General features: G+C 70.8%; 13 protein-coding genes and 1 rRNA gene. 11 read left to right on the top strand and 3 right to left on the bottom strand.

Annotated features, from left to right (window positions below; all coding sequences use genetic code 11):
- Window positions 1-52: 52 nt before the first annotated feature.
- Genes sucB through lipB form a run of 5 tightly spaced genes read left to right on the top strand, consistent with a single transcriptional unit; the run spans window position 53 to window position 5033 of the window.
- Window positions 53-1840 (top strand): 2-oxoglutarate dehydrogenase, E2 component, dihydrolipoamide succinyltransferase, encoded by a 1788-nt coding sequence (gene sucB, locus H5965_RS43250; RefSeq protein ID WP_310977110.1) that lies wholly within the window; start codon window positions 53-55, stop codon window positions 1838-1840.
- Window positions 1841-1844: 4 nt separating this feature from the next.
- Entirely contained in the window at window positions 1845-2786 is a 942-nt protein-coding gene (locus H5965_RS43245; protein ID WP_310977109.1) for a serine hydrolase, read from the top strand.
- A gap of 17 nt (window positions 2787-2803) precedes the next feature.
- A complete protein-coding gene (locus H5965_RS43240; RefSeq protein ID WP_310977108.1) occupies window positions 2804-3676 on the top strand; it encodes a TIGR01777 family oxidoreductase in 873 nt (290 codons plus the stop codon).
- Window positions 3673-4296 (top strand): phosphatase PAP2 family protein, encoded by a 624-nt coding sequence (locus H5965_RS43235; protein WP_310977107.1) that lies wholly within the window; start codon window positions 3673-3675, stop codon window positions 4294-4296. Before H5965_RS43240 ends, H5965_RS43235 begins: the two co-directional genes overlap by 4 nt.
- The gene (gene lipB / locus H5965_RS43230; RefSeq protein WP_310977106.1) at window positions 4293-5033 is read left to right on the top strand and encodes a lipoyl(octanoyl) transferase LipB; all 741 of its coding nucleotides are present in this window, start codon (window positions 4293-4295) and stop codon (window positions 5031-5033) included. The genes H5965_RS43235 and lipB overlap by 4 nt, the downstream gene beginning before the upstream one ends.
- Window positions 5034-5845: 812 nt before the next feature.
- Here the strand turns inward: lipB and H5965_RS43225 are convergent.
- Entirely contained in the window at window positions 5846-6781 is a 936-nt protein-coding gene (locus H5965_RS43225) for an LLM class F420-dependent oxidoreductase (protein ID WP_310977105.1), read from the bottom strand.
- A gap of 5 nt (window positions 6782-6786) precedes the next feature.
- The gene (locus H5965_RS43220) at window positions 6787-7398 is read right to left on the bottom strand and encodes a TetR/AcrR family transcriptional regulator (protein WP_310977104.1); all 612 of its coding nucleotides are present in this window, start codon (window positions 7396-7398) and stop codon (window positions 6787-6789) included.
- A 131-nt stretch (window positions 7399-7529) separates the two neighbouring features.
- Between H5965_RS43220 and H5965_RS43215 the strand changes: the two genes are divergently transcribed.
- From H5965_RS43215 to H5965_RS43190, 6 genes are all read left to right on the top strand, one after another.
- Window positions 7530-8045, top strand: coding sequence for a hypothetical protein (locus H5965_RS43215; RefSeq protein ID WP_310977103.1), 516 nt, complete (start codon window positions 7530-7532; stop codon window positions 8043-8045).
- Between the two features lie 73 nt (window positions 8046-8118).
- Window positions 8119-9057: an oxidoreductase gene (locus H5965_RS43210; protein WP_310977102.1), complete on the top strand. Its 939-nt coding sequence runs from the start codon at window positions 8119-8121 to the stop codon at window positions 9055-9057.
- Window positions 9058-9082: 25 nt separating this feature from the next.
- The gene (gene lipA, locus H5965_RS43205; RefSeq protein ID WP_310977101.1) at window positions 9083-10084 is read left to right on the top strand and encodes a lipoyl synthase; all 1002 of its coding nucleotides are present in this window, start codon (window positions 9083-9085) and stop codon (window positions 10082-10084) included.
- A gap of 44 nt (window positions 10085-10128) precedes the next feature.
- Window positions 10129-10776 (top strand): DedA family protein, encoded by a 648-nt coding sequence (locus tag H5965_RS43200; RefSeq protein ID WP_310977100.1) that lies wholly within the window; start codon window positions 10129-10131, stop codon window positions 10774-10776.
- 17 nt (window positions 10777-10793) lie between these two features.
- Complete coding sequence (locus tag H5965_RS43195; protein ID WP_310977099.1) at window positions 10794-11663, top strand: patatin-like phospholipase family protein; 870 nt, start codon at window positions 10794-10796, stop codon at window positions 11661-11663.
- A gap of 103 nt (window positions 11664-11766) precedes the next feature.
- Window positions 11767-12978: an Ig-like domain-containing protein gene (locus H5965_RS43190; RefSeq protein WP_310977098.1), complete on the top strand. Its 1212-nt coding sequence runs from the start codon at window positions 11767-11769 to the stop codon at window positions 12976-12978.
- A 715-nt stretch (window positions 12979-13693) separates the two neighbouring features.
- Here the strand turns inward: H5965_RS43190 and rrf are convergent.
- A 5S ribosomal RNA gene (rrf, locus tag H5965_RS43185) occupies window positions 13694-13810 on the bottom strand.
- Between the last annotated feature and the right edge of the window lie 7 nt (window positions 13811-13817).

The raw sequence follows: 13817 nt of genomic DNA, 5'->3' as shown, positions 1-13817 counted from the left end.
CCCACCAGCAGAATCCAGACCACGCAGAACTTGGAAGAGGAGTCAGCGAACGATGGCCTACTCCGTCACATTGCCGGAGCTCGGGGAGAGCGTCACCGAAGGCACCGTCACCCGGTGGCTTAAGCAGGAGGGCGACACCGTCGAGGTCGACGAGCCGTTGCTCGAGATCTCGACCGACAAGGTCGACACCGAGGTGCCCTCCCCGGTCGCGGGCACGGTCGTGAAGATCAGCGCCCAGGAAGACGAGACCGTCGAGGTCGGCGGCGAGCTCGCCGTCATCGACGACGGCACCGGCGGCGTGCCGGAGTCGTCCGGGTCGTCGGCCCCGGCGCAGGAAGAGGCGCCCTCGCAGCCCGAGCCGCAGCAGGAGGAGCCCGCGCCGCAGGCCTCCGACGAAGCGCCGAGCAAGCCGGACACCGCGCCGGCCGCCGGTGGCGAAGGCACCGAGGTGAAGCTGCCCGAGCTGGGCGAGAGCGTCACCGAGGGCACCGTCACCCGCTGGCTGAAGGCGGTCGGCGACTCGGTCGAGGTCGACGAGCCGCTGCTCGAGATCTCCACCGACAAGGTCGACACCGAGGTGCCGTCGCCGGTCGCCGGCACGGTGCTGGAGATCCGCGCGGGCGAGGACGAGACCGTCGAGGTCGGCGGCGTCCTGGCCGTGATCGGGGACGCCGGTGCGGCGCCGAAGGCCGAGGCCAAGCCGGAACCGAAGCCGGAACCCAAGCCCGAGCCGAAGCCGGAACCCAAGCCGGAGCCCAAGCCCGAGCCGGTCCAGGAGTCGAAGCCCGAGCCCAAGCCGGAACCGAAGCCGCAGGCCGCCCCGGCCTCGGCCGCCACGCAGTCGGCCCCGGCCGCCGCGGCGAAGGACGGCTCGGCGGACGGCCCGTACGTCACCCCGCTGGTCCGCAAGCTCGCGTCCGAGCACGGCATCGACCTCGCGTCGCTGACCGGCAGCGGCGTCGGCGGCCGGATCCGCAAGCAGGACGTCCTGGCCGCGGCCGAGGAGAAGCAGAAGGCCGCCGCCGCGCCGGCTCCGGCCGCGGCCGCCGCTCCCGCCGCCGCCCCGTCGGCGCCCGCCGCGCGTCCCGCGGCCGCGGTGTCGCCGGAGCTCGCGGCGCTGCGCGGCACCGTGCAGAAGGCCAGCCGGATCCGCCAGATCACGGCCACCAAGACCCGTGAGTCGCTGCAGATCGCCGCGCAGCTCACGCAGGTCCAGGAGGTCGACGTCACGAAGATCGCCAAGCTGCGCCAGCGCGCGAAGGCGGGCTTCAAGGAGCGCGAGGGCGTCAACCTGACGTTCCTGCCGTTCTTCGCGAAGGCCACGGTCGAGGCGCTCAAGCAGCACCCGAACGTCAACGCGTCCTACAACGAGGACACGAAGGAGATCACCTACCACGGCGCCGTGCACCTGGGCATCGCGGTGGACACCGAGCGCGGGCTGCTCTCGGTCGTGATCCACGACGCGGGCGAGCTGAGCCTGGCCGGTCTCGCGCACCGGATCGCCGACCTGGCGGGCCGCGCGCGGTCGGGCCAGATCAAGCCGGACGAGCTGTCGGGCGGCACCTTCTCGATCACGAACATCGGCAGCGTCGGCGCGCTGTTCGACACGCCGATCATCGTGCAGCCGCAGTCGGGCATCCTCGGCACCGGCGCGGTCGTCAAGCGCCCGGTCGTGATCGCGGACGCCGACGGCAACGACACGATCGCCGTTCGCTCGATGGCGTACCTGCCGCTGACCTACGACCACCGCCTGGTGGACGGGGCCGACGCGGGCCGCTTCCTGACGACGATCAAGCAGCGCCTGGAAGAGGGCAACTTCGAGAGCGAACTCGGTCTCTGACCGCATGACCGCGAAGGGCTCCGCACCAGCCGGTGGGGAGCCCTTCGCGGCGTTCCGGGCCTGGCTCGCCGACCACCGCGGCGATGTTTCGGTGGTCGTCGAGGACGGCGCCGGGCTCCGGCTGAGCCACCTCCCGGACGTGCCGCGCGTCCTGGCCTCGACGATCAAAGTCGTCCCGCTGCTCGCCTACACGACAGCGGTGGCCGGCGGGCTCGACCCGGACGAGCCGGTCCGGGTCGGCGACTGGGACGCGTTCCACCCCTTCGACGGCGACGGCCCGCTCGGCGCCGGTGCGCACCACCGGGCCTTGACCTCCCTGGGCATCGCCTGCGACGAGTACGGCGTCGCCCGCGACCCGGAGCAGCTCGTCCCGCTCGACGCGATCGCCACGGCGATGATCTCGGTAAGCGACAACGCGGCCCCCGACTACCTGAGGGCCAGACTCGGTGACGACGCGCTGCGGGCCGCAGCGGCGGACGGCGGCTGGCCGGACGCCGATCTGCGCTGGTTCTGCGGCGAAACCCTGCGCTCGTTCTTCCCCGCCGAACCCGACCTGACCGCGCGCTTCACCGGGGACCCGGCGTTCCGGCGGGCGGCCCTCGACCGCGTCCGGGGCGAGCCGGTTTCCGACGAGGCGGAATGGGAGTGGACGCAGGGGACTGCGCGGGGCACGGCCGCGGAACTGTTCGCCTTCCACCGCCACCTCGCCGTCGCGGAGACCCCCGCCGCCGAGCTCGCGCGCCGGAAGCTCGGCGGCACCGTGCTGTACAAGGGTGGCTCGCTGCCGCGCAGCCGGGGGTTCGGCCTGTCCACGGGCGGGGCGACCATCGCGATGTGCTACACCGGAACGGGTTTCCCGGACGTCCCGCTCGCGCCGCTCGGCCTGGCGATCCTGTCCGACCTCACGGCTTTCGCGGAGGACCTGGGCGTGCGGCCCGGACCCTGATGGGCCACGATCGAAGCATGCGAGTACTGATCGCCGGAGCGAGCGGCTTGATCGGGTCGGCGCTGGGCGAACGTCTGCGGCGTGAGGGCCACGAGGTCCGCCGGCTGGTGCGGCGTGAGGCGCGCGAAGGCGGCGAATTCCGCTGGGATCCGCCGTCGGGGACCATCGCGAGCGGTGCCTTCGAAGGCGTCGACGCCGTCGTGAACCTGGGTGGTCAGCGGCTGTTCCCCGGCCGGTGGAGCGCGATGCGCAAGCAGCAGCTCACCGACAGCCGGGTCGAGCCGACCGAGGTGCTCGCCGAAGCCGTCGCCGAACACGGGGTCGGCGTGCTCGTCAACGCCTCCGCCGTCGGGTACTACGGCGACACCGGGGCGTCCACAGTGGACGAGTCAGCGCCGCGCGGCCGGGGTTTCCTCGCCGAGCTTTGCGAAGCCTGGGAAGCGGCGACGGCGGGTGCCGGGGATGCGCGGGTCGTGAAGATCCGGACCGGGCTGGTCCTGTCGGCGAAGGGCGGGCTGTACGGGACGCTGCGCCCGTTGTTCGCCTTGTGCCTGGGCGGGCGGCTCGGGGACGGGAGCCAGTACATGCCGTGGATCTCCCTGGAGGACGAGGTCGGCGCGATCGTCCACGTCCTGACGCACGACGTGTCCGGGCCGGTGAACCTGACCGGCCCGGCGCCGGTGACCAACGCCGAGTTCACCCGCGCCGTCGGCCGCGCGCTGCACCGGCCGGCGCCGTGGTGGGTGCCGGGGATCGCGCTCAAGGCCGTGCTCGGCCAGGCCGGGGAGGAGATGGCGCTGTTCGGGCAGCGGGCCGTCCCGGCGGCGCTGGAGCGGTCGGGGTACGAGTTCCGGCACCGGACCCTGGACAGCGCGCTCGCCGCGGCATGACGGTCCCGCTCAAGCGCTGGCTCGTCGTCGGTGTCGCGCTGACGGCGGCTTTCGTGGCGCTCGGGCTCGGCGTCGCGCGGCACCCGCTGACCCTCGACTCACAGGTGGCGAACGCCCTCCACGGCGTCTACACGCAGCCGCTCGGCCGGGTGGCGGAGATCGGCAGCGACATCCTCGGCCCGGTGCTGCCGTACGTGCTCGGGGTGGCGCTGCTCGCGCTGGCGCTGCGGCACCGGCAGCACACGGGGCTGTGCGTGCGGCTCGCCGTCGTGCTGCTGCTGTGCCGGCTGACCAGCCTGACGGCCAAGCCGATCTTCCTGCGCGAGCGCCCGCGCGACTACCCCGACCTGAGCTACCCGAGCGGGCACGTGACGTCGGTGGCGAGCGTCGGGTTCGTGCTGGTGCTGCTCGGCGCGTGGCTGTGGCCGCGGCTGGTGAAACGCATCCTGCTGATCTCCGCGGTGGCGGTCGTGCTCAGCGCCGCCTGCCGGGTTCTGCTGGGCGTGCACTGGGTGAGCGACACGATCGGCGCAGTGCTGGCGGTGACCGGTGTCGGGCTGCTCTCAGCGTGCGCCTTGCGGCTGCTTCCCCCGGGTGACGGGCGTAGCCTCGACGGGTGAGTTCTTCCCGCACCTGCCGCGCCAGCACCGAGCCCGTCGACGTCCGCGAGCTCGGCACGATCGACTACACCGAAGCCTGGGAGCTCCAGCGGAGCTTCCTGACGGCCCGGGCGGACGGCACCGCGCCGGACACGATGCTCCTGCTGCAGCACCCGTCGGTGTACACGGCGGGCAAGCGCACGGAGGAGGCCGACCGCCCCACGGACGGCACCCCGGTGATCGACGTCGACCGCGGCGGCAAGATCACCTGGCACGGCCCGGGCCAGCTGGTCGGCTACCCGATCGTCAAGCTGGCGGACCCGATCGACGTGGTCCACTACGTGCGGCGCCTGGAAGAGGCCCTGATCCACGTGTGCGACCAGCTGGGCGTGCACTCCGGCCGCGTCGAAGGCCGCAGCGGCGTCTGGATCCCGGCGGACGACCGCGGAATCGAGCGCAAGATCGCGGCGATCGGCATCCGCGTCCAGCGAGGCGTGACGATGCACGGCTTCGAGCTGAACTGCAACGCGGACCTGGCGGCGTTCGACAACATCGTCCCGTGCGGCATCCGCGACGCGGGGGTGACGTCCCTGTCGTACGAGCTGCAGCGGGACGTGACGGTGGAGGCGGTCCTCCCCTTGGCGCGGGACGCGGTGCTGGCGGCCCTCGAGGGTGAGCTGCCGGTGAGCGAGGACCGCTGGCTCCCCCGCCCGGCCGCTCCCGAAGCCGCCGGCGTCACCTTCGCGCTCCAGAACTGAGACGCTCCCGGCCGGCTCTCTGTGGATAACAGGGGGCCGGCCTTGCTTCGGCGGGCGGAATTGTCGGTGCCTTGCGCTAGCGTGGAAATCGGGGGCTGCTCAGTGCGGTGGGGGCCACGGATTTCGGTGCCCACCACCCCGAAGCCGCGATTGTCACTACGGACGGTGGTACCGCGTCAAGGCGGGAAAGCGTGCCTTGACCCGGCACCACCGTCCGCGTGCTGGCTTCGGATCGGGGTGGCGGGGCAGGTCTGGGCGGGGTGCGAGTCCGGCGTCCGCGTGCCGTTCGCGCCGGTGAGGTCTCTTCGGCAGGGCTCCGGCTTCGCCGGGCCGCGGCTGCTCAGTCCAGCTGCGGCGCGACCTCGGCGGCCACGGAATCGCCTCCGCCGCCCGGATCGAGCCATCCCCGCCGGCAAAGTCGGGCGACTCGCGCGCGGCGGCGGGCCTGTGGTGTCGCGAATGACTCATTCGGGACGTCCGAGGTCCCGAATGAGTCATTCGCGACCTTGGAGGAGCGCCGGCACCCACAGCGGCAGAACTTTTGCCGGCCCCTGCCAGAAGAGCGGGAGGGTCGCTGCGTGGTGGAAGCGCTCGGTGCCCACCACCCCGAAGCCGGGATTGTCACTACGGCCGGTGGTACCGCGTCAAGGCGGGAAAGCGTGCCTTGACCCGGCACCACCGTCCGCGTGCGGGCTTCGGATCGGGGTGGCGGGGCAGGTCTGGGCGGGGTGCAAGTCCGGCGTCCGCGTGCCGTTCGCGCCGGTGAGGCAGCAGCTGCAAAAGGCGCTTGGACCTTGCCGGGCCGCGGCTGCTCAGTCCAGCTGCGGCGCGACCTCGGCGGCCACCAGATCGATCTGGTCCAGGTCCGACAGGTCCAGCAGCTGCAGGTAGACCCGGGTGATCCCGGTCTTCTCCCGCCACTCCCCGATCCGGTCGACGACCTCCGCGGGGGACCCCGCCAGCCCGTTGGCCCGCAGTTCGCTCACGTCCCGGCCGATCACCGAAGCCCGCTGCACGACCTCCGCCTCGGAACGGCCGACCGCGATCACCAACGCCACCGAGCGCAGGATCTCCTTCGGGTCCCGGCCGATCTCCGCCGCGGCCGCCTCGACGCGGGCGAACTGGGCCACCGCCGTCTCGGCGTCGGTGAACGGGAGGTTGAACTCGTCCGCGAACCTCGCCGCCAGGGCCGGCGTGCGCTTCTTCCCGCCGCCTCCGATGATCACCGGGGGCGCCGGCGACTGGGCCGGCTTCGGCAACGCCGGCGACTCCGTCAGCTTGTAATACTGACCGTCGAACGAATACGTCGAACCCGGAGGCGTCTTCCACAGCCCGGTGATGACCTCGAGCTGCTCGGCGTAGCGGTCGAAGCGCTCCTTCAGCGGCGGCAGCGTCAGGCCGTACGCGTCGTGCTCGGCGTCGTACCAGCCCGCACCCAGGCCGAATTCGACCCGGCCACCGGACATCTGGTCGACCTGCGCGACCGAGATGGCAAGGGGTCCCGGGTGGCGGAACGTCGCCGCGGTGACGAGCGTGCCCAGCCGGATGCGGCTGGTCTCGCGGGCCAGGCCGGCCAGCGTGATCCACGCGTCGGTCGGGCCGGGCAGGCCGTCGGCCGAGCCCATCTTCAGGTAGTGGTCGCTGCGGAAGAAGGCGTCGTACCCGGCGGCTTCGGTCGCCTTGGCGACGCGCAGCTGGTCGTCGTAGCTGGCCCCCTGCTGGGGCTCGGTGAAGATCCTCAAGTCCACGAAGATCAGCCTATAGAGACGTCGGGCTCCGTGCGCCGCAGCCGTACCAGCATGCGGACGATGACGTCCTCGATCTCGGCGCGGACCTTCTTCGGGTCGGGCGAACTGGCGATTTCGGTCGCCGCGCTCGACAGGGCGCCGAACAGCAGGCGCGCGGTGACCTCGACCGGCACCGGCTCGACCTCGCCCGCGTCGATCAGCGCCTGCAGGCCGGACCGCACGAGCCCGAAGCTGCACCGCTCCTCGGCTTCGCGCCAGCGCTCCCAGCCCATCACGACCGGCGCCTCGTGGATGGCGATCCGCTGGTACGCCGGGTCGAGGCAGGCGCGGAAGAACGCGTTGAGCCCGGCGAGCGCCCGCTCCCACGGCGTGCCCTCGCCGGTCATGATCTTGTCGAGCCGGTCGTAGACGAGGCTCTCGACCTGGTCGAACGCGGCTTCGAAGAGCGCCTGCTTGCCGCTGAAGTGGTGGTACAGCGCCCCCTTGGTCACCCGGGCGCGTTTGGCGATCTCGTCGAGCGAGGTCCCTGCGTAACCCCGTTTGGTGAACAGTTCGACCGCGCTGTCGACCAGCGCGGACCGCGTCGACTCGGAGTAGTCGAGTCGTCTGGACCTCATTGTCGCCACCTTCACAACTTTACGCCGGGAACCGCTCTCCATACTCATGGTATGTTCGGCGCGTCAGGTCCGTACCGGGAGTATGCCGCAGACCCGCGGTATGACCCGGGCCACGGAAGGGGAGCCACACCATGAGCTGGACCGACTTCTACCGACGTCAGGAAATCCTCGAAGCGACCGTCCGCCTGGCCGCCCGCAACCCGGGCGAGCCGCTGCCGCTCGAGGAGGTGCCCGGTGCCGAAGAGCACTTCGGCACCGAGGAAAACGTCCTCACCGCCCTGCAGTACCAGTGGACGCGCACGCTGAGCGGCCGTCTGCGGTCCGAGGTCGTCGACCCGGACGACGCGGACGGCCTCGGCGACCACGTCGACGCCGTCACCCGCGCCTGGCGCGCCGCCGTCGACGAGCACACCGACCTGCGCGCGGTCCTCGACGGCGCCTACGAGCGGCACGCGTCGCTGCGCCGGATGCACGAAGGCGAGCTGCGGATGCTCGCCGTCACCGCCGGCCTGGCCGACCCGCGCGAGCCGGCCGACGAGATCGTCAAGGTGGGTCACGCGCTCGAAGCGCTGCTGCGGGCGAACCGCGAGGAACGCCGCCGTCCGGTGATCGGACATCTGCGCCGACTGCTCGCGCCCAGTGCGTAACGAATCAGTACAGCGGCGCGAAGCGCCTCCGTTGAGGGCGGTGGCGGGGGCATGGATGGAGTTAAGTGAGCGCATGACGCAGCGCTGGACCGAAGCCGACATCGCCGACCAGAGCGGCCGGACCGTCCTGGTCACCGGGGCGAATTCCGGGCTCGGCCTGCGCACGTCGCTGGTACTCGCGGGCAAGGGGGCCCGCGTGCTCCTCGCCTGCCGCTCCGCCGAACGCGGTGCGAAGGCACTCGACGCCGTGAAAGCCGCCGCCGCGGGCGCCGAACCCGAGCTCGTCCCATTGGACCTGAGCGAGCTCGCCTCGGTGCGCGCGGCGGCCGCGTCGGTGCGGGAACGCACCGGCGACGCGCTCGACGTGCTGGTCAACAACGCCGGCGTGATGGCCACCGCCCGCGGCCGCACCGCCGACGGCTTCGAGCTGCAGTTCGGCACCAACTACCTCGGCCACGCGGCGCTGACGTGGCTGCTCATGCCCGCCCTGCGCGGCCGGGTCGTCACGCTGTCGAGCCTGGCCGCCGTCGGCGCCCGCATCCACCTCGACGACCCGAACGCCGAGCACCGCCGCTACAACCCCGCCGCCGCGTACGGGCAGTCGAAGCTCGCCGACCAGGTGTTCGCGCTCGAACTGGACCGCCGCCTGCGCGCGGCCGGCTCCGGCGTGCTCAGCGTCGCCGCCCACCCGGGCTACACCGCCACGGGGCTCGGCAGCGGCATGGCGCGGTCGTACTCGAACCCGGTGCTGCGGTCCCTGATCGCCGGCGGTCACCGCCTCGGCGAGGTCCTGTTCGCCCAGAACACCCGCATCGGCGCTCTCCCGCAGCTCTACGCGGCCACGGCCGACGGCGTCGAAGGCGGCACCTACTTCGGCCCCCGCGGCCTCGGCAACCTGCGCGGCTACCCCGCGGCGGTGCCGCCCGTGGCCGCCGCGCGCAGCGAACGCCTGGGGTCGGCGTTGTGGGAGCTGACGGCGAAGCTGACCGGCGTCACCCCCGATCCCGCGTAGCCCGGACGGGCGTACGGTTGAAGTCGTGAGTGCTGCGCCTGAAGGCCGGAAGCTGCTGCGTCTCGAGGTTCGCAACAGTGAGACGCCGATCGAGAAGAAGCCGTCGTGGATCAAGACGCGGGTGCGGATGGGGCCGGAGTTCACCGAGCTCAAGGGTCTGGTGCGTCGCGAGGGTTTGCACACGGTGTGTGAGGAGGCTGGTTGTCCCAACATTTACGAGTGCTGGGAGGACCGGGAGGCCACGTTCCTGATCGGTGGCGATCAGTGCACCCGGCGGTGTGATTTCTGTCAGATCGATACCGGTAAGCCCGCCGAGCTGGACCGTACCGAGCCTCGGAAGGTCGCCGAGTCGGTGCAGGCCATGGGCTTGCGGTACTCGACCGTCACCGGTGTCGCTCGTGACGATCTTCCCGATGGTGGTGCCTGGCTGTATGCCGAGACGGTCCGGCAGATTCACGCGTTGAATCCCGGTACCGGTGTGGAGTTGCTGATCCCGGACTTCAACGCCGACCCCGTGCAGCTGGCGGAGGTGTTCGGGTCGCGGCCGGAGGTCCTGGCCCACAACGTGGAGACGGTGCCGCGGATTTTCAAGCGCATCCGTCCCGGGTTCCGGTACGCGCGGTCGTTGGAGGTCATCACGGCGGCGCGTGAGGCCGGTTTGGTGACGAAGTCGAACCTGATCCTCGGCATGGGCGAGACCCCGGACGAGGTCGCGCCGGCGATGCAGGATCTGGTGGACGCCGGGTGCGAGATCCTGACGATCACGCAGTATCTGCGTCCGTCGCCGCGGCATCACCCGGTGGATCGGTGGGTCAAGCCGGAGGAGTTCGTGGAGCACTCCCAGGCGGCCGAGGCGATGGGCTTCGCCGGTGTGATGGCGGGGCCGCTGGTGCGCTCGTCCTACCGCGCGGGACGGCTCTACGCCCAGACCAAGGCCCACCGCGGCGAGGTCCTGCCCGAAAACCTGCAGCACCTGGCGGCCGAAGGTCCCGCAGCCCAGGAAGCGGCGTCGCTCCTGGCCCGGTGACGCACGTCACCCCACCATCCTTAAAGGATCGGTAAAGTGGGGACATGGCCCTGGTTTCGGACCTCCTCAGCTGGCTGCAGGGACTCCCGGAACCGGGGCTCGTCGCCGCGACCGGCGGCCTGGTGTTCGCCGAGTGCACGATCGGGCTCGGTTTCCTGGCCCCCGGCGAATCGGGACTGCTCATCGCCGCGACGACGGCGAACACCGTGCCCCGGTTCCTGGTCCTGTGGCTGGTCGTGACCCTCTGCGCAACGGCGGGCGACGCGCTCGGCTACGGCATCGGCCGCCGCTTCGGGCCGCGCCTGCGTGACACGAAGCTGATCCGCAAGTACGGCCTGGAGGCCTGGGACAAGGCCACCGGCGTCCTCGAACGCCGGGGTGCCTGGGCGGTGTTCTTCGCCCGCTTCCTGCCGGTGATCCGGACGCTGACGCCGGCCGCCGCCGGGACGTCCGGGCTGCCGTTCCGCAAGTTCCTGCCGGCCGCCGCGGCGGGCGCGTTCTGCTGGTCGCTGGTCCACATCAGCATCGGCGCGGCGCTCGGTGAAGCCGCGAAGCGGATCGAAGGCGCGTTGAACACCGGCGGGCTGATCGTGGTCGGCGTGCTCGCCGTGGTCGCGGTGTTCTTCCTGCTGCGGCTGAAGAAGCGCAAGGCACTGGCCGCGCCCGAGCCGGAGCCCGAACGCGTGCCCTGAGTACTACATTCGGCGGCATGAGTCTCGCGGATCTTCCCCGGCCGATCGGTTTCGTCCTCGGCGGGGGCGGCAGCCTCGGCGCCATGCAGGTCGGCATGCTGCGCGCGCTGACCGAGGCCGGGCTGACGCCGGACGTCGTGACCGGGACGTCGGTCGGCTCGCTCAACGCCGCCGTGCTGGCCCGCTCCGGCATCGACGCGCTCGCCCGGCTGCACGACATCTGGGCGCACATGACGCGGGCCGAGGCGTTCCCCGGCGGCATGCTGAGCCGCGTCCGGACGCTGACCCAGAGCAGGACGCACCTGTTCCCCAACACGGGCCTGGCCGGGATCATCGCCGACCACCTGGGCGCCGACACCCGCTTCGAGGACCTGGCGCTGCCGCTCGGCGTCGTCACCACGCAGGTCGACACGGCCGAGCCGCTGCTGATCCGCTCCGGGCGGCTGCTGGAGCCGTTGCTGGCGAGCTGCGCGATCCCCGGGATCTTCCCGCCGGTGGAGCACGACGGGCAGCTGCTGTACGACGGCGGGCTCGTCGCGAACGTGCCGATGCGGCAGGCCCTCGCCATGGGGGCGGCCTCGCTGGTGGTGCTGGATTGCGCGTTCCCCGGGAAGCTGCCGGGCGCGCCGCGGACGTTCGCCGAGGTGATGATGTTCACCGCGATGATCAGCATGCGGAACCAGGCCGTACTGGAAGCGCCGCTGGCCGCGGCTTCGGTCCCGGTGGTCTACCTGCCGGGGCCGGCGCCGGTCCGGGTGAACCCCCTGGATTTCGGGCACACGGAAGCACTGGCGGAAGAGGCGTACACGGCGGCGCGCGAGTACCTCGGCGCGCTTGCGGTGAACGGGCCGGGGCTGTACGGCGCACCGGGGCTCGTCATCACGTGATCCACGTCACGCCGATGCACCGATCCGCCGGCAAGAACGTCATCGCTATCGCGTAGTTTTGATGACGAATGCCTGCCGATCCCAATTCCCAAAAAGAGACAATATGCTCCCCAAGAAGATTTTACTTTCGGTGGCCGGAATCCTCGCCGGGGCACTGCTGCTTTCCGCTTGCTCGTCCGGTGACGACGGCGGTTCGCCCGCCGGCGGGGACCCGGCATCGGGCTCCGCCTCGCCGTCCGAAACGCCGGTCGCGGTGACGTTCGAGCCCGCGGGCGGCACGGCGGTGAACCCGGCGACGCCGATCGTCGTCAAGGCCGCCAACGGGAAACTGCTCGACGTCACGGTGACCAACGCGGCCAAGGGGAAGACGGTCGCCGGCAAGCTGGCGGCCGACGGGTCAAGCTGGACGTCCAGCGAGCCGCTCGGCTACGGCGCGACGTACAAGATCGTCGCGCACGCCCAGGGCAGCAACGGGAAGCCGATCGAGCAGGAAAACCAGATCACGACGCTGTCGCCGAAGAAGCAGGCGAACGCCAACCTGATCCCGGCACCGTCCGCGGTGGCGAGCACGGGCGTGGGCGTCGGCCAGCCGATCGTGTTCAGCTTCGGCAAGATCGCGGTCAAGAACAAGGCGGCGGTCGAGAAGGCGCTGACGGTGGAGTCGACCCCGAAGCAGGACGGCGGCTGGTACTGGATCGACGACTCGAACGTCCACTACCGGCCGAAGGAGTATTGGAAGGCCGGCACGACGCTGAAGGTGACGGCGAAGATCTACGGCGTCGATTTCGGCGGCGGGGTGTTCGGCGCGGAGGACCGTACGGAAACGTACAAGGTACACGATTCCTGGATCGCGAAGGCGGACGGGAACAGCGAGCAGATGCAGATCTTCCACAACGGCCAGATGGTGAAGTCCATGCCGATTTCGATGGGCAAGGACGCGACGCCGACCCACCTGGGCGCGCACGTGATTTCGGACAAGCAGGCCAATTACACGATGGATTCCTGCACGTACGGCGTCTGCCCGCCGGACCCGAAGGCGTACCGGTCCAATGAGAAGTGGTCGGAGCGGATTTCGAACGACGGCGAGTTCGTCCACGAGAACCCGAACAGCGTGAGCCAGCAGGGCAGTTCGAACGTGTCGCACGGGTGCATCAACCTGAACGACGCGAACGCCCAGTGGTTCTTCCAGAACATGGGCCTGGGTGACGTCGTGGAGGTCACCAACTCGGGCGGCCCCCAGCTCCCGGTCTGGGACCTGTACGGCGACTGGTCCAAGTCCTGGCCCGACTGGCAAGCCGGCTCCGCAATCAAGTAACCCCAATCCTCGTCCGGGGGTCAGGAGCTCCGCTCCTGACCCCCTTCCTCATACCCCCGCCAGCCCTCCGCCCCTCCAACCACCCGTGTCGACCCCTCAATCACGCGAGTTGACCTTCCAATCACGCGTGTCGACCCTCCAGGCACCGTGTCGTCCATCCAGGTACGCGTGTCGTCCGCCTGGGTACGCGTGTCGCCCGTCGAGGAACGTAAGTTTCGCCTTCAGTCACGCGAGAACGGGCTTGGGTTGCGCGGGTGCCGAGTCCTAGTACACCTTGGCGCGTGCGAGGGCGATCTCGGGAGCACCGCCGCGGCGAGGCGAGGCATCTCGGGTGCTCCAGGCGGCATCACGCGTGCCTCGAAAGCATCCCTTGTGATCAGGGGGCATCACGTGGGTTGGCCGGGCATCACAGCGGCCGGCCCGAGCGGACGCGTGATCCGGCGCGGCGCCGGGCGATTCGGGGTTCGCGTGACGGGGCCCGTGACTCGCGTGGTTGCGGGCGGAACTCGCGTACCGCGATGGTCTGCTCGCGTACCCGAGTGGACGACTTGCGTGCCCGGATGGACGACACTCGTGATCCGGAGGTCGACACCTGTGATTGAAGGGTCGACACCTGTGATTGGGGGGTCGACACGGCTTGCTCTGCGGATAGGAAAAGGGCCTGGGCCGGGAGACTGTTGGTCTCGACCGGGCCCAGGCCCTTTTCCTGAATTAAGTTCGGCGGTGTCCTACTCTCCCACAACCCTTCGGTTGCAGTACCATCGGCGCTGTCAGGCTTAGCTTCCGGGTTCGGAATGGGACCGGGCGTTTCCCTGACGCTATAACCACCGAAACACTAC

Origin of the sequence: Amycolatopsis sp. 505 (assembly GCF_031625235.1) — a bacterium.
GTDB lineage: Bacteria > Actinomycetota > Actinomycetes > Mycobacteriales > Pseudonocardiaceae > Amycolatopsis.
The sequence above is the reverse complement of the archived record's forward strand: the minus strand, read 5'-3'. Positions and strand labels throughout refer to the sequence as shown.